The organism is Hyunsoonleella pacifica (assembly GCF_004310335.1).
GTDB classification, from domain to species: Bacteria; Bacteroidota; Bacteroidia; order Flavobacteriales; family Flavobacteriaceae; genus Jejuia; species Jejuia pacifica.
In genome coordinates this window covers 48,049-65,423 of sequence record NZ_SIRS01000005.1, presented here as the reverse complement: position 1 = coordinate 65,423, position 17,375 = coordinate 48,049, and the positions used below count along the sequence as shown (strand labels likewise).

At 32.7% G+C, this 17,375-nt stretch carries 13 protein-coding genes; 11 read left to right on the top strand and 2 right to left on the bottom strand.

Going from position 1 to position 17,375, the window contains the following annotated elements; genetic code table 11:
- Positions 1–5 precede the first annotated feature (5 nt).
- The 3 genes from EYD46_RS12235 to EYD46_RS12225 are packed head-to-tail and all read left to right on the top strand — an operon-like array spanning position 6 to position 4,585.
- Complete coding sequence (locus tag EYD46_RS12235; RefSeq protein WP_130937463.1) at positions 6–2,432, top strand: ABC transporter permease; 2,427 nt, start codon at positions 6–8, stop codon at positions 2,430–2,432.
- Positions 2,433–2,475: 43 nt separating this feature from the next.
- A complete protein-coding gene (locus EYD46_RS12230; protein WP_130937462.1) occupies positions 2,476–3,153 on the top strand; it encodes an ABC transporter ATP-binding protein in 678 nt (225 codons plus the stop codon).
- 10 nt (positions 3,154–3,163) lie between these two features.
- The gene (locus EYD46_RS12225; protein ID WP_130937461.1) at positions 3,164–4,585 is read left to right on the top strand and encodes a TolC family protein; all 1,422 of its coding nucleotides are present in this window, start codon (positions 3,164–3,166) and stop codon (positions 4,583–4,585) included.
- Between the two features lie 37 nt (positions 4,586–4,622).
- Here EYD46_RS12225 and EYD46_RS12220 read toward each other — a convergent pair whose 3' ends face one another.
- Positions 4,623–5,930: a Kelch repeat-containing protein gene (locus EYD46_RS12220; RefSeq protein WP_130937460.1), complete on the bottom strand. Its 1,308-nt coding sequence runs from the start codon at positions 5,928–5,930 to the stop codon at positions 4,623–4,625.
- 174 nt (positions 5,931–6,104) lie between these two features.
- Between EYD46_RS12220 and EYD46_RS12215 the strand changes: the two genes are divergently transcribed.
- From EYD46_RS12215 to EYD46_RS12200, 4 genes are all read left to right on the top strand, one after another.
- Positions 6,105–8,963: a DUF5060 domain-containing protein gene (locus tag EYD46_RS12215; RefSeq protein WP_130937459.1), complete on the top strand. Its 2,859-nt coding sequence runs from the start codon at positions 6,105–6,107 to the stop codon at positions 8,961–8,963.
- A 118-nt stretch (positions 8,964–9,081) separates the two neighbouring features.
- Positions 9,082–9,816, top strand: coding sequence for an FKBP-type peptidyl-prolyl cis-trans isomerase (locus EYD46_RS12210; RefSeq protein WP_130937458.1), 735 nt, complete (start codon positions 9,082–9,084; stop codon positions 9,814–9,816).
- Positions 9,817–9,933: 117 nt separating this feature from the next.
- Positions 9,934–10,818: a GTPase Era gene (era, locus tag EYD46_RS12205; protein WP_130937457.1), complete on the top strand. Its 885-nt coding sequence runs from the start codon at positions 9,934–9,936 to the stop codon at positions 10,816–10,818.
- 80 nt (positions 10,819–10,898) lie between these two features.
- On the top strand, positions 10,899–12,467 hold the full coding sequence (locus EYD46_RS12200; protein WP_130937456.1) for a choice-of-anchor I family protein: 1,569 nt from the start codon (positions 10,899–10,901) through the stop codon (positions 12,465–12,467).
- Between the two features lie 153 nt (positions 12,468–12,620).
- On the opposite strand, the gene EYD46_RS12195 is transcribed toward EYD46_RS12200, so the two are convergent.
- The gene (locus tag EYD46_RS12195; RefSeq protein WP_130937455.1) at positions 12,621–13,124 is read right to left on the bottom strand and encodes a GTP-binding protein; all 504 of its coding nucleotides are present in this window, start codon (positions 13,122–13,124) and stop codon (positions 12,621–12,623) included.
- A gap of 76 nt (positions 13,125–13,200) precedes the next feature.
- Between EYD46_RS12195 and der the strand changes: the two genes are divergently transcribed.
- The 4 genes from der to EYD46_RS12180 all read left to right on the top strand — a co-directional run bounded on the left by der (position 13,201) and on the right by EYD46_RS12180 (position 17,336).
- Positions 13,201–14,505 (top strand): ribosome biogenesis GTPase Der, encoded by a 1,305-nt coding sequence (gene der / locus EYD46_RS12190; RefSeq protein ID WP_130937454.1) that lies wholly within the window; start codon positions 13,201–13,203, stop codon positions 14,503–14,505.
- 434 nt (positions 14,506–14,939) lie between these two features.
- Positions 14,940–15,095: a hypothetical protein gene (locus tag EYD46_RS17785; protein WP_165454379.1), complete on the top strand. Its 156-nt coding sequence runs from the start codon at positions 14,940–14,942 to the stop codon at positions 15,093–15,095.
- A gap of 99 nt (positions 15,096–15,194) precedes the next feature.
- Positions 15,195–15,635, top strand: a complete 441-nt coding sequence (locus tag EYD46_RS12185) for a protein-disulfide reductase DsbD domain-containing protein (protein ID WP_130937453.1) — start codon at positions 15,195–15,197, stop codon at positions 15,633–15,635.
- Between the two features lie 9 nt (positions 15,636–15,644).
- Positions 15,645–17,336: a hypothetical protein gene (locus EYD46_RS12180; RefSeq protein WP_130937452.1), complete on the top strand. Its 1,692-nt coding sequence runs from the start codon at positions 15,645–15,647 to the stop codon at positions 17,334–17,336.
- The last annotated feature ends 39 nt before the right edge of the window (positions 17,337–17,375 follow it).

Here is a 17,375-nt window from a genome sequence, read left to right as displayed (position 1 = left end):
CAATCATGGTAAAAAATTATATAAAAATAGCATTTAGGAATCTCTTGCGGCATAAGAGTTTAACATTTATTAATCTATTAGGTTTAGCAACAGGTTTTGCTATAACATTACTTATAGCGCAATATGTACAATTTGAGAGAAGTTACGAGCAGATGCATCCTAATGCTGATAGAACAGTACGGCTTACCTTAAATTACTTAACAGGAAATACTGTTACGACCCAAGATAGCGAGATGTATCCCGCAGCTGGATCAAAACTAGTTGATGAAGTACCTGAAGTAGAAATGTATACAAGGGTGTATTCTATAGGTGAGCCTAATTCTCCCATGCAAGTTGGAGATCAACAATTTCTAATGTCTAAACTCTATGCAGTAGATCCTGATTTCTTCAATATATTTAGTTATGATTTTATTTATGGTAATAAAGACAATTTGTTTAAAAAGCCTAATGAAGCTGTAATTACAGAGTCCATAGCACTAAAATACTTTAACAGAATAGATGTAGTTGGAGAACTATTAAAATCTCCAGGACCTAATGGAGATATCTTATATAATATTGTTGGAGTAACACATGATAGTCCGCCAAATACCCATCTTAAAGTAGATATGCTAATTTCATATCCTACGATGTTTTCTGATCCTGAAATGCTTAGAAGACATGGAGAAAAGAAAGATAATTGGGATGGTAATAACTCCTATATGTACGCGCAGCTTGTTGAAGGTGCTAATTATACTAATTTCACATCGTCTTTAGATGCGTTTACTAAGAGATTGATCGCTGAGGAAAAAATAAAGAGTGAAGCTATAGTTGCTCAAAAGATAACTGATATTCACCTTTATTCTAAAAAAACCTTTGAACCAGAACCTAATGGAGACGCCAGGTCTGTTTATTTTCTTTTCGCAGTAGCTGTTTTAATTATAATCAGTGCTTTTGTAAATTATATAAACTTAACAACATCTCAAGCACTTGATAGGGCTAAAGAAGTAGGGGTTAAAAAAGTACTAGGATCTACTAAAAGTCAATTACGAATTCAATTTTTAGTAGAATCTATTATGTTAAATCTTCTAGCTGGAGGTTTAGCTGTTGGGTTGGTCGCTATAGTAAAACCTAAGTTCTTGGCTTTAGCTGGATTACCAGAGCATTTTAGTTTGTTCTCAAATTTATCCTTTTGGTTGTTGTTATTGGTATTTATTGTTTTTGGTGGTATTCTTTCAGGTTTATACCCCGCTTTTGTGCTATCATCATTTAAACCTTCTACAATTTTAAAAGGTAATTTTTCACATTCAAGTAAAGGAAATCTATTGCGAAAAGGTCTTGTGGTTTTTCAATTTGCAATAACTACAATTTTATTGATTCAAACATTTACAGTAAACGAACAAATTGATTTTTTACGAGCTTTAGACCGGGGAGTTAATGTAGAGCAAAGTATAGTAGTGGAAGCACCGGCAAAAAATGCTGCTCAAAATTATTCGGCATTCAAGCAAAATTTATTGACAAACTCTAATGTTAAGATTGTAGCGTTATCGCATACAGTTCCAGGGCAACCATCGGGAGCTTTATCAACTACAGCAGATATACGAATTACTGGCACAACACCAGATGCATATCATAACTTCTATCTCACATTTATTGATAAAGATTATGTGCCTTTGCTAGGTGTGGAGATGTTAACGGGTACTAATTTTGATGAAGGTACAACACCTCAAAAACGAGATGTTATTGTTAATGAAAAAGCTCTTGAAAAATGGAATATTACCAATCCAGAAGAAGCAATAAGTAAAAAATTGTCTTTTTGGGGTGCAGAGTGGAATATTAAAGGCGTAGTTAAAAATTACCACCAACAATCTCCAAAATCCCCTATCCTTCCTATGATTCACATATTTAATAATTATTTTGGAAGTTTAGCTACAGTTCAATTTTCAGGAGGGTCTCCAACAGAAAATTTAAAACAGGTTAGAGAAGCGTTTAATACCATTTATCCTGGTGCACCATTCTCTTATTTTTTTATGGATCAGGAGTATGATAAGCAATTCAAAGCAGAAGATCGTTTTAAAAGTGTGTTTATGATTCTTACTGCATTTTCTATGCTAATTGCATGTTTAGGTCTGTTGGGATTAGCGTCTTTTTCAGTTGCTAAAAGAAAGAAAGAAATTGGAATTAGAAAAGTTGTAGGAGCGAGTACTGCAACAATTTTGATTCTACTTTCTAAGGATGCTTTAAAAACCGTGTTAATTTCAGTAATTATCAGCGTGCCTATTACTTATTTGTTATTGCAAAATTGGCTAAAAAACTTTGCATATAGAATTGATTTAAACATTTGGATGTTTATACTGCCAATTTTTTTAGTGTTTTTACTTGTACTCTTATCAATAAGTTTTAAAACGGTTAAAACTGCTTTAATGAATCCTGTAAATAGTTTAAGGTCAGAGTAAAAAAGTTTAAAGACGAAAGGTAATAGTAAAAATCAATATTTAAATGATGAGTACAATATTAAAATTAAGTCAAGCTACAAGAGAAGTTAATTCTGGTAGTAATAAAATAGCCTTATTAGATACCATTAATATGGAAGTTAAAGAAGGCGAATTTATATCTCTAATGGGACCATCAGGTTCAGGTAAATCTACTTTGTTAAATTGTATAGGGATGTTAGATAATTTCACAGGAGGTGGTTATGTCTTTCTAGGGCAACCTGTACATAGTATGAAAGAACGAAATAGATCTAAATTATATAAAGAATATATTGGTTTTGTATTTCAAGCCTATCATCTTATTGATGAACTTAATGTTTGGGAAAATATTGAAACACCACTTCTGTATAAAAATATAAAATCGGCTGAACGTAAAGCTTTAGTGGCCGATATGCTAGATCGTTTTAATATCGTTGGTAAAAAGGATTTATTTCCTATGCAATTAAGCGGAGGCCAGCAGCAATTGGTTGGCATAGCAAGAGCACTAATTGGAAAACCAAAGTTAATTTTAGCTGATGAACCCACGGGCAATCTCAACTCAAAACAAAGCATGGAAATTATGGAGTTATTTTCAGAATTGAATAAAGAAGGGGTTACTATTATACAAGCTACTCACTCAGAGAAAAACGCCTCTTATAGTTCCAGAATTATAAATCTACTAGATGGGAAAATAGTCTCAGAGTAATAAAAAAGTCATGAAGCAAAAGCAGTTAGTAATAGCATTTATAGTTTTGATAAATTGGGCAAGTTTCCCTCAAGACTTAACTACAAAAGTATATACCTTAGATGAATGTATCAACGTAGCATTAGAGAATAATTTAGATTTAAAGTCCACCAATTTACGAGCTAATTCTGCAAAAATAGATCATCAACAGTCCAAAGCTAACTTATTGCCAAATGTCAATGGTAATTTTAATTTAGGGGTAAATGATGGTAGAAGTATAGATCCCTTTACTAATGATTTTATTAATCAAGAACTTACGTTTTCCAACATGGGGTTAAGTTTAAATATGACTGTTTTTAATGGTTTTAGATTATTGAATGCAGCTAAGCAGAACCAATTAAACAGGGAAGCAGCAGAACTTGAAATTGAAGCTGCAAAACAAGATTTAGTTTTAAATGTTACTTTGGCTTACTTACAAGTTTTGAATAGTAAAGCAATTTTAGAGCTAACACAACAGCGATATCAAGCTACAAAAATGCAATTAGAAATTCAAAAAGAATTCTATGAAAACGAGTCTGGAAACCCAGCGGATTATGCCGATATTTTAGGACAAATAGCCAATGATGAAACTAGCGTTCTACAGTCGGAATCTAACCTAAATAATTCACAACTTAACCTTCTGAGGTTAATGAATATAAAAAATACAACTAATGTTGATACAGAGGGTATTCTATTAGATTTGGAAAAATATCAACTTTCAGCAGATGAAGTATATCAACAAGCTCTAGAGAATCTAGTAACATTTAAAGCTAATACCCTGCGTATTGAGGCAGCAAAAAAAGGTGTTAGTGCCACCAAAGCACAATTTACACCAGAGATATCTGTTTTTGGTGGAGTTAATACTAATTATTCGAGTGCAGCAGAGATTTTTTCTAATTCAGGAACGAGTATTGTTGAAACAGGAGATTTTGTGTCAATAAACGGACAAGATTTTCCTGTAATGACAGAACAAACAGAGTTTTCTGCAGAAAGCATTAGCTACAACGATCAATTAGATAATAATCTAAATACAGTAATGGGAGTAGCGGTAAGGGTGCCTTTATTTAATGGGTTTAGGGCAAAAAACAATGTAGCTTTAGAAAAAATTAGAGTAGAGGAATCTATTCTAGAATTAGAACGCACACATCTTGATATAAAGAATACGATATCTCAGGTTCATTTTGATATGGAGGCTGTTTTTAATCGCTATAAAAGTATTCAAAAACAGGTGGAAGCATATACAGAATCTTATCGTATTAATGAGATACGCTTCAACAATGGTGTTTCTAATTTTTTGAATTATATAACCAGTAAAAACAATTTAGATAATTCTAAAGTCAATTTAGCCAATGCAAAGTACGAATACATTCTGCGTGTTATGGTTTTAGAGTATTACAGAGGGAAGTCAATATAGTTTCGTTTTTTTTGAAAAGAAATTGGGTAAATAATTACTATGTAGACTTTAGTGAAATGCTTGTTTTTAAACCTCCATTATAAGTTATGATGATTTCAGCAGTATCATTTTTAGTATTGTGATGATGTTTTACCTTAATTAGAAAGTCTTGTTTATTTTTAACTAGTTTAAGGTCATAGCTGTTTTGAAGCTCAAATATATCGCTATGTTTCCCTTGAATAACTATAGAGTTGATGAATATTCCTGAATTACCACCTATACTTTTAATTTTAATCAATCCTTCTGTTCCAGCAGGGATACACTTTGATTTAGGGTGTTTTAGTGTACTAGCAATAATTTTTTTGCCTTTAGGATTGTCATCATTATAAGCCTCCATGTTGTGTTGGCGACCACCACCCCTTTTTGGAGAACCACCAGCAATGTAAATGCCTTCTCCTGAAACAATAGCTTGCGTACCGTGTCTAGCATAATGCATATTTGCTTTTTTGTTCCATTTTTTTGTTTTTAGATTATAAGCTTCAACTAACTTATAGGCTGGCCCTTTTTGCGCACCTTCACCACCCATTACAAACAATTCATTGTTAAATAAAGCTACACTCGGAGCAGCTCTAGGTGTTGGTAAATGGTAGTTTAGGTTCGTCCATTTGTTAGAGCTAAAATCATAAATATCAACAGGAGCAATTAGAGGTTTAAAAACACCTCCCTCTCCACCAGAATGTCTTCCTCCTAGAGCATATAACTTATCATTAGCAATAACACAACTAAAGTGGTCTCTAGCATTTGGAGCATTTTCAAGAATAGTCCAAGAACTAGTTTTTGGATCATAAACATCAAACCAATTTACATATCCACCATTATGCCCTTTTGTATTACCACCAACCAAATAAAACTTATCATTATATAAGGCTAGACCAGCACCACCACGACGTCTGTTTTCGGGTATTTCTGGCCCTTGCATCCAAGTTTTGGTAGGAGGAAAATATAACCAAATATAGTCAGCAGGTATTTCGTTGGGGAATGTATTGGTTTTAAAACTACCAATAACCCAAATAAATCCTTCGTAAAATGTGGCTTGAAAATGATTAAACTCTTTTGGTGCGTTTCCGCCTTTAGACCAATTATTGTTTTTAAAATCGTATACATCAAGTTGTTGTGCTTGTTCTCTACCACCAAACATTATAAATGTATTACCCGCTTGTACAAAAGAACATTCATGTCTTGCAACGTAGTCTTCATTTTCATCTTTATCAATCCATACGTCATTTTGAGCAATAAGATAGTAATGGTTAAAGCATAAAAATATAATTGCGTAAAATTTAAGTGAGACAGTTTTAAAAAATTTCATGATAAAGGCAATAGTTAATGGTGTTTAAAATTAGTGAATTGTTTTGTGTAAATATTCAAAACAATAGTCAAGATAAAATATATTGAGATTTAACCATTTTTAGGGAATGGTTTTTTAATTTGTGCAAAATTCACAACATAACTATTTAAATCATTTAAAGTTAAATTATATATAATGAAATCTTATCATGTTCTTCTGTGCCTGTTTTTTTTCTGCTCTTTTAGTTTCTCAGCCCAACAAGTTACTCTTAAAGGCGAATTAAAACCTTGGCACAAAGTAACACTTAGTTTTGAAGGAGAGGCTTTAAACGAAAATGATGGAGACAACCCATTTTTAAATTACAGATTGAATGTGATATTTAAAAACAATGGTAGGATATTTACAGTGCCAGGTTTTTTTGCTGCTGATGGCAATGCCGCTGAAACAAGTGCTACATCTGGTAAAATTTGGAAAGTTAGGTTTACACCAGATGCAATAGGAGAATGGGAATATGAAGTGTTTTTTAGGTATGGTGAAAACATTGCTGTAAGTACCGATATTTATGAAGGCAAACCTATCGATTTTAATGGTGTTAAAGGAACATTTATAGTAAATGAATCTTTAGATGAAACATCTGTGTTGAGGCGTAAAGGTAGAATAATATATAATGGCTCATCTTATGCAGTTCATGCAGCAACTAATGAAGTATTTTTAAAAGGCGGAGCAGGAAGTCCAGAGAATTTTTTAGCCTATCATGAATTTGACCAAACACCACCATCACATAAATATAGACACCACGAAAACGATTGGAATATTGGAAATCCTACGTGGAAGAACGGAAAAGGAAAATCTATTATAGGCGCTTTAAATTATCTGGCTTCAAAAGGGATGAATTCAGTATATTTTTTAACGATGAATGTTCAAGGCGATGGAGATGATGTATGGCCATGGACCGATAAACATGAACGGTATCGTTTTGATTGCAGTAAATTAGATCAATGGGAGAAAGTGTTTGATCACATGGATGATTTAGGGATGTTATTACATGTGATAACCCAAGAAACGGAAAATGAATTACTACTTGATATTGGCGAACTTAAAACACAACGAAAATTATATTATCGCGAATTGATTGCAAGATTTTCACACCATTTAGGAGTAATTTGGAATTTAGGAGAAGAAAATGGCTGGCAAACTTGGGCGCCCAAAGCCCAAAGTGATGCGGATAGAAAAGCAATGGCACGTTACATTAAGACAACCGATCCTTATAAAAACCTTGTAGTAATACACACACATGCTGTAGAACATGCTCAAGATCATATATTAAATCCATTATTGGGATATCCGTATATAGATGGTGTGTCCATGCAAATAAAAAAGCCCGAAGATGTACATTACACCACTAAAAAATGGATAGAAACATCTAAAAATTTCAACAAGCCTTGGGTAGCATTTTTAGATGAAATAGGGCCAGCAGATACAGGGGCAAAACCAGATGTTGATGATATAAGTCATGATGATATGAGAACCAATGTTTTATGGGGAAATTTAATGGCTGGAGGTGCAGGTGTTGAATGGTACTTTGGTTATAAATTTTCTGATAACGATTTAAAGTGCGAAGATTGGCGTTCTAGAGATAGGCTTTGGGAACAAACTAAACATGCGATAGATTTTTTTAAAATATATCTGCCATACAGAGATATGGTGGTTGCAGATGATTTAACTGAAAGTAGTACAGATTTTGTTCTAGCAAAAAAAGAGGAAGTATATGTTATATACCAACCTAAAGCAGAAGAATTACAATTAGATTTAACAAAGGATTCTGGGAAATTTTCGGTGCGTTGGTATAACCCAAGAGTTGGAGGAAATCTTAAAAAAGGGAAAATAAAATCTGTTATTGGAGGAAAGGTAGTTACAATAGGCATGCCACCAGAATCAGAAGGTGATTGGGTAGCACTTGTAAAGCGAAAATCAAATCAAACTCTAGAAAACACTACCACAGTACAACCAATAGTTTTAGATGCCTTATCAGATTTTCAAATTATTGAAGATAACGTTACATATTATAGAGACAAGAAAAACAAAGCTTTGGCAATTAAAGCTTCAAAAGAAGATCAAAGACAAGGTTTTGCAAGTGCTAAAGCCATCTTTAATGGAGATACAGGAATGTATAATGTGAAACTTCATGCCATGGCAGAACAAGATGGAGAATCTAGTTACACTATAAAAATTAATAATGTTGGGGTAAAAACAGTAGTTAATCCTAAGGTAAGTGAATCTTTCAAAAAAGTAGAGTTACATGTTGGCGCATTATATCTAAAAAAAGGAGATATTATATTTGTCTCATCCAATGCAGATTCAAATGGTTTACTACCAGAACATGGTGGTACTGCATGGTCTAGAGGACGATGGAATAGTATTACATTTTCAAAAAACAACATTTTAGAAAATGAAGGACTAGATAACGCTAAAGCCTTTGAAGAAATCGAGGGTAAAATTGAGATTGAAGCAGAGAATTATCATCTAAATACAAGTAACAATAGCCCAAGAAAATGGTATGTTAGAAAAGAAGATGGTCATGCTCCATTTTTAAATATCGACAATCACGTAAAACAAGCTAGTAGTAAAGCGTATATTGAAGCTTTACCAGATACACGCGTAACACACAAGGATAAACTACTCAGGGGCGAGAATTTTTTTCCTATCCCAGGTTCAGGTGGGATTGTGGGTTATAAAGTGAATGTTAAAACACCCGGTAAATATTATATTTGGGTAAAAGCGTATTCCAGTGGGGCGGAGGATAATGGTGTTCATGTGGGCATAAATGGATACTGGCCAGAAAGTGGACAACGTATTCAGTTATGTAAAGGAAAACATAAATGGACATGGTCTTCCGCGCAACGTATACCAGAAAACCATTGTGGTACGCCTAATACTATTTATTTAGATATTAAAGAAGTAGGAGAGCATGTTATTATGTTTTCAATGCGAGAAGATGGTTTTGAGTTAGACAAGTTTATTATAACTAAAGACGCTCAATTTAAACCACAATAAATTAGAAATTAAAATTACATTTTTAAGCAAAAGCTATCTTCTAAATAGAACGTTAATACGTTTTTTTTCTGAACTTAATTTCGTTACATTTGGCGACAATTAAAAACAAGAACATACTATGAGATTAATTAAATTATCAATTTTAGCAATTGTTGTAAGTGTTGCTTCATGTCAAAATAAGCCTGGAGCAGTAACTAAAGATGCATTAAAAACAGAAATAGACTCTGTAAGCTATGCAATAGGAATGGATGTTGGAAATAGTATTTTATCTAATTTTGAAGATATCGATAACGATTTATTTATGGCAGGGTATTTTAATGTTTTAGATTCTGCTGATGTTCTTATAGATAAAACAATGGCTCAAGGATTGGTGCAATCTTATTTTCAAAAGAATCGTGAGAAAATCATGAAAAGACAGCAAGAACGTGCTGCTAAAGAAGCTGAAAAGAAGTACAGTGCTAATAAAGAAGCTGGTGAGAAATTCTTAAAAGAGAATGTAGCTAATGAAGGTGTACTAACTACAGATAGTGGTTTACAATATATAGTACTTAAAGAAGGAAGTGGAGACAAGCCAGTAGCTACAGATAGAGTTAAAGTACATTATCATGGTACCCTACTTGATGGTACTGTGTTTGATAGCTCTGTCGATAGAGGAGAGCCTACAGAATTTGGTGTTACTCAAGTAATACCAGGTTGGATAGAAGGTTTACAATTGATGAGCGAAGGTGCAAAATATAAGTTTTTTATTCCTCAAGAATTAGCTTATGGTGCTAACCCAAGACCAGGAGGAGCTATTAAACCATTTTCAGCATTAATTTTTGAAGTAGAATTAATAGAAATTCTAGAAAAATAAGATACATATACTCATATTATAAAATGAAAGACAGGAAGTAAATTTACTTCCTGTTTTTTTTATATAGGACATCTTGTATTACTTTAGATTGTAAATTTGTAATAAATAACTAAAATAATGTCGCACAAAGCAGGTTTTGTAAATATTATTGGTAACCCTAATGTGGGGAAATCTACATTAATGAATGCTTTTGTAGGAGAGAAGTTATCAATTATCACATCTAAAGCCCAAACCACACGCCATAGAATTCTAGGGATAGTAAACGGAGATGACTTTCAGGTAGTACTTAGTGATACACCTGGAATCATTAAGCCAGCTTACGAGTTGCAAGCCTCTATGATGGATTTTGTAAAGTCGGCTTTTGAAGATGCAGATGTTTTGATTTACATGGTAGAGATTGGAGAGCAGAATCTTAAAGATGAAGCATTTTTTAAAAAGATTACTAACTCCAAAATTCCCGTATTACTTTTATTAAATAAAATTGATATTTCTAATCAAGAACAGTTAGAAAGCCAAGTACAGTTGTGGGCAGAAAAAGTGCCAAATGCAGAAATATTTCCTATTTCAGCTTTAGAAGGTTTTAATGTAAAAGAAGTATTCAATCGTATTCTAGATTTATTACCAGAATCTCCACCATTTTATCCTAAAGATCAATTAACCGATAAACCTGAGCGTTTCTTTATCAATGAAAAAATACGAGAAAAAATATTACTTCATTACAAAAAGGAAATACCTTATGCTGTAGAAATTGAAACCGAAGAGTTTTTTGAAGAAGAAAAAATTATTCGAATCAGATCTGTTATTATGGTTGAGCGCGAGACTCAAAAAGGCATCATAATTGGACACAAAGGGAGTGCTTTAAAACGAGTAGGAGTTGAGGCTAGGAAAGATCTTGAAGTTTTCTTCGATAAACAAATTCACTTAGAATTATATGTAAAAGTGAATAAAAACTGGCGTAGTAATCAAAACCAGCTGAAACGTTTTGGTTACAATAGGAAGTAAATACTAACAGTAACTTTTTAAATTCTTAACATTAGCTTTAATATTGAGTTTCATATTTGTTGATTAATTAATCTTAAATCATGAAACATAACAACGCAATTAAAGTATTTAGTATAGCGCTTTTAGGAATTTTTTTAGCCTTCACTTCCTGTGCAGAAGACGGAATAGATGGTCAAGATGGTCAAGATGGAGTCAGTGGTCAAGATGGTGCTGACGGTCAAGACGGTGCTGACGGCCAAGATGGAATGGATGTAACATACTTTGCAACAAAGGCTAAAATTAATTTTGGAGATGGAGTTCCAGAGATTTCTGCGTACGATCCAGAAACTAAAACAATTTTTTCAACAAATTCTGACGCCAAAGAAGTTGAGGTTACTGATATTTCTGATATTGATAGTCCAGAAGTAAAAACACCAATAGATGTTACCCAATATGGGGGTAATGTAAATTCTGTAGCCAGCAAAAATGGCTTTTTAGCAATAGCTATAGAAGCAGAAGAAGCAACAGATGATGGTAAAGTAGTAATTTTTGAAACAAGTGATTTAACTACACCTTACGCTAACATTACAGCAGGTGCTTTACCAGATATGGTAACATTTACCCCTGATGGGAAATATGTGTTATCAGCAAATGAAGGCGAACCAAACGACGATTATGATATAGACCCAAAAGGTTCTATAACTTTAATTGATGTTGAAACAAAAGTAGCTACTCAAATTTATTTTGATGCTTTTAATGATAAAGAAGCTGCTCTTGAAGCAGAAGGATTTAGGGTGTTTGGCCCCGGAGCAGATTTAAGCACAGATGTAGAGCCGGAATATATTACAGTTTCAGCAGATTCTAAAACGGCTTTTGTCGCCTTACAAGAAAACAATGGAATTGCGAAATTGGATATTGAAACTAAAACCATCACAGACATCTATCCGCTAGGAACAAAAGACTTTTCAAAAGTTGCTTATGATGTAAGTAATGAAGATGGCATTATTGGAAATCTTGATTTTTGGCCTGTATTAAGCTTTTATCAACCAGATGCGATTGACTATTTTGAAATTGGAGGTATAGGCTATATAATTACTGCAAATGAAGGAGATGCAAGAGATTACGATGGGTATTCTGAAGAAGAGCGAGGGGATGACTTAACGTTAGACCCAACAGCTTATCCAAATGCTGCTTTACTCCAGCTAGAGGAGAACCTAGGGCGCTTAAAAGTAACTACTGCCAATGGAGATACCGATGGTGATGGAGATATCGATCAAATCTACGGTTATGGAGGGCGTTCATTTTCAATTTGGGATACTCAGGGTAAATTACTATTTGATTCCGGAAATGAATTTACATTAATGGGACTATTCGATTTTGGAAATTACCCTGAAAACAGATCTGATGACAAAGGAACAGAACCAGAAGCTGTAACAACTTTTACAGAAGGCGATAATACATTTGCTGTAATTGGTTTAGAAAGAAGTGGAGATGTTCTTATTTATAATATTAACGATATCTATAATCCGTTTTTTGTACAAAGACTTAGAAACACCTCTCCAGAAGGTTTGTTGGTAATAAGTGCCGAAGATAGCCCTAATGGAAAAACAGTATTGGTAGTCTCTAATGAGTTTCCTAGTGATGCTACTTTAAATATCTATTCAAAGTAAAACACTAAATTATAATAGAAAACCTAATGATAACTTCTTAATTAGGTAACTTTTAGGTAATCTTAAAAACTAATATTTGTACGTCTCAAAATTTAGTTTGGTTAACTTTGAGTTAGTTAGTTTATTAAAAGCTTTGGTTGTATCCTCTTTCAACTAAGGCTTTTTTTCGTTTAGTGCAGCTACCATAAAATCATGAAGATCATGCATTTCTTTTTTACTAGAATCTCTTCCAATGCTACCCGCAAAATATAGTATAACCCAAATAATTATCATTAAAACCATTAAGCAGACTTGTATCATAAAATCTTTTTCAAGTTTCCAGTTAGTGTAAGCCCATATATTAAAGGCAATAAAAAGTGAAGCAACTACAAAATGCAGAAACATAAACATCGTCCAGACTGTGGGATTGGGGCCAAATAAACCATGAATTAAACTAGAATTTTCATCTACCTCATCTATTTCTAAGTGTAATTGTGGCGACCAAAAATGTTGGTTTTTCTTTGGGAACTTTATAAAAACATGGTTATCTAACCTATTAACAATAAACATTGTTTGAGAAGATTTTAAATTTTCGAAACGCTTTAAAATAGATTGATTGTTTTCTTGTAATTCTCTTTTAAATCGAGGTCTTAAAACGATATCATTTTTAGTTGGCATGCAAAGAAGTTTACTCTTGTAAATTACTGTTTTTTCTTCGATTTTATATACTACCTTTGTGCCCAATAAAATACCTATGGGAAATATAGTTGCGATAGTAGGACGACCTAATGTTGGGAAATCAACTTTTTTTAATCGTTTAATACAAAAACGTGAAGCCATTGTTGATGCCGTAAGTGGTGTGACCAGAGATAGACATTATGGTAAAACTGACTGGAATGGTAGAGAGTTTTCTTTAATAGATACAGGAGGGTATGTAGTTGGTAGTGATGATATTTTTGAAGCCGAAATAGATAAACAAGTAGAGCTAGCTATTGATGAAGCTGATGCTATAATCTTTATGGTAGATGTTGAAACTGGTGTTACTGGAATGGATGAAGACGTGGCACGATTATTACGAAAAGTAAAGAAGCCTGTATTTTTAGTTGTTAATAAGGTAGATAATGGTAAGCGCGCCGAAGATGCTGTAGAATTTTATGCACTAGGTTTAGGAGACTATTACACTGTAGCAAGTATTAATGGTAGTGGTACTGGAGAGCTTTTAGATGCATTAGTAGAGGCGCTTCCAGAGAAAGAAGAGCGTATTGAAGAAGAGTTACCACGTTTTGCCGTGGTGGGGAGACCAAACGCAGGAAAGTCATCATTTATAAATGCCCTAATAGGGGAAGATAGATATATCGTTACTGACATAGCAGGAACAACCAGAGACGCTATAGACACTAAATACAATCGATTTGGATTTGAATTCAATTTAGTAGATACGGCAGGTATAAGAAGAAAATCTAAAGTAAAAGAAGATTTAGAATTTTACTCTGTAATGCGCAGCGTTAGAGCAATAGAGCATGCAGATGTTTGTTTACTTGTTCTAGATGCCAATAGAGGTTTTGACGGACAGGTGCAGAATATTTTTTGGTTAGCCGAACGTAACAGAAAAGGTATTGTAGTTTTAGTAAATAAGTGGGACTTAGTTGAAAAGGATCACAAATCTATGAAAGACTACGAAAAGGTTATAAGAAAGCAAATGGAGCCTTTTACAGATGTACCTATTGTTTTTATTTCAGCATTAACAAAGCAACGTATCTATAAAGCTATTGAAACTGCAGTAGAAGTATATAAAAATCGTTCTAAAAAAATTAAAACGAGTGAGCTTAACGATGTGTTACTGCCAATAATAGAACACTATCCACCACCAGCATATAAAGGTAAATTTGTAAAAATTAAGTACATTATGCAATTGCCAACTCCGCAACCGCAATTTGTATTTTTCTGTAACCTCCCACAGTACGTTAAAGACCCCTACAAACGTTTTTTAGAAAATAAACTTCGTGATAATTTTGGGTTTAACGGTGTACCTATTAGTGTTTATATGCGAAAAAAATAAAATATAGAAGCAATACTTGTTTGCGATAAAATAAATTTGTCTTTGTGCTATACTTAAATAGTACACTAATGAAAGCAAGTAAATATATTTTAATAGTTTTTTTAAACATTTATCACATTGGTATTGGTTAGTTGGCATATAGACTCAAGGCTTTTTTGAGGAAGAATATGATAAAAATAAAAAAGCTCGAACAGATTTTTACAACACACAACGTTGGCTTAAAAATAATCTTAATTCTGTTAAGAAAACTGAAGAGTTCATTGCAACATCAAAGGAATACTTTAAATATTATAATGGGTATTACGACTAGCAAGTGTAGCAAGTTTAATTAATAGTAAATTTAATATATCTAAAGATACTTTTAATTTAAAACTTGCCAAACAATGGGTTCGTGAAGCATATAAATTAAAACCAAAAACAGGTATGTTAATAAGGTGTATGCTCAAACGTTAAAGAATTTAGGTTTAGAAGAAGAAGCTAAATCGTATTTAGATTTTATAAAAAAATCAGATTCAATTAACGGCTTTAAATATGTGTATTTTAAAAATGAAGAAGGAGAGACTGTAAAAATTAAAACACCTCAAAAGTAAATAAATCTTACATTAAATTTCACTTTTTTTTTAAGACTAAGTATATTATTTTAAACTTATTTTCGTTGTGTTAAGAACAGCTACAAACAATCATTTTTTTTGAAAACCATCACATTCCTATTTGTATTAATATCCTCATATAGTTTTTCACAAACCCTAAACCCTGTGAAATGGGAAACCTCAGTAGAAAAGATTTCAGAAAAAGAATATGATGTTGTATTCACAGCCAATATAGAAAGCGGTTGGCATTTGTACTCACAATACATTGAAGAAGGAGGGCCTTTACCCACTGTTTTCAAGTTTATGCTTAACGGTAACTACACATGCGAAGGCAAGCCGAAAGAAGAAAACGCTAAAGAAGTGTATGAAGATGTTTTTGATATGAATGTAAAGTATTTCGAGGGTAAAGTAGTTTTTAAACAACGTATAAAAATAACCATTACTAAACCTTTTAAAATAGAAGGAGATGTAAATTACATGTCCTGCAATAACGAAAAATGTTTACCAGGAAAGTTTAAATTTCTAACATCAATCAATTAATAAATAATTATGAAAAACGTTATTACCATCCTATTATTAGGATTAGTAACACTGTATTCTTACGCACAAAAAAATATTGAAAAGCCAGAATATGGGTATTCTACATTTCCTGGAGAAATTACTAAAATTGAAATACGAGATACTATAACCGTACTTCATTTCAAATTAGAAAAGCTACCGTGGGGTTATTTTCATATACCTAAAGAATCCTATATACAAGATTTAAGTGGAGGTAATAAACTATTCGTTTCTGAAGTAACAGGTGCTACATTTAAAAGAAATTTTTTTCCTTCATCAGGAGTGGCAATGTATAAGTTATTTTTTCCACCTTTAAATAAAACTACCAAAACAATTGATTTTGGCATAGATAGAGAACGTGGTTGGCGTATCTATGATATTGTACTGCAAGAAGATGAAAACAGCTTATTATTACCTAAGGCACTTAGGGGTAATTGGCTTTTAGCAGATGGTAGTAATCATTGGGATTATGGATTTAATTCAAAGTATGCCATTGTAGATGGTAAGGTTTGGTACTATCAATCTATTGATAAAAAAGGTGAATTGTATACAATACAGCTTGAAAATGATGGTGATGTAAAAACAATATATGCAAAACAAGGTAAGAACGAACAAGTCGCATTTGGAAGTGCAACCAAAACACTTAAAACATACAGCCTAAGTAAAGTGATTAACCCCAAGTTTAGCTTAAAGGGGGACACCGAATTTAAAAATGTAACATTTGGTTTAGACTCTACAAGCTATTCTGGAAAGATAAAAGGATTTTCAGATAGGATGAAGCAAAAAACCTTCATGGTACATGTAAATAATGCATTTAGAGGAGAACAAGAATCTCATTTAGTGAAAATTAATGCCGATGGTACGTTTCAATCAAAGTTTCCATTAACGCACCCTCAGACTGTTTTTGTACGTGCTAAATCTGCGGCTTATACAATTTTTTTAGAGCCCAATAAAGAAACCTTTCATTATTTAGATAGTAACGCATCATACTTTATGGGAGATAATGCACAGTTGAATTCAGATCTTAACGCTTTAAAAGAGATAAATTTTAGGTTGGGTAAGAAAGAACGGAAAGCCATAGGCGAAACATCTCCTGAAGACTATAAAAAAACATGTTTTAAACTAAAGGAAAATGCTCTTAATAAACTAAATACATTTCGCAAAGATAATTGTGTAAGTAAAAAAGCAGTGCAGTTAAAAAACATAGATATCATGCTGGATTTTTATGGTGGTCTTATGAGTTATAATATGTATAGAAGTTCTTTACAATATCAAAATAAAAAGGCAAAAAAAGAAGAAGATAAATTACCGTTTAAAGAGTTTAAGGTGCCTGATGAATATTATAATTTTTTACCAGACTCTATTTTAGATAACGAACTTTTGGCACTATCCAATAGTTATTACTTTTTTACCAATCATTTAGTACATGTAGATATTTTTAATGATTATGGGTATAGGAACGAATTAAGCAAAGTTGAGAGAGCGTTTTGGCTTCAGAAAAAAGATGTAGAATTAACTACTGAAGAGCTAAATATGGTGGAGAATAGCAAGCAAATTGAAACCCCAGAAAGGCTTGCAAAACTGTTGAAATACAAAAAGGCTTATGGAGAAATAGAGCAAGGGTTTTATAAAAACTATAGAAGTCATTTTAAAGCTGTTAATTTAGCTTTAAAGGAAAAATAAATACCAAGCCACAATTATTTTATATTAAGTATTGCAGAA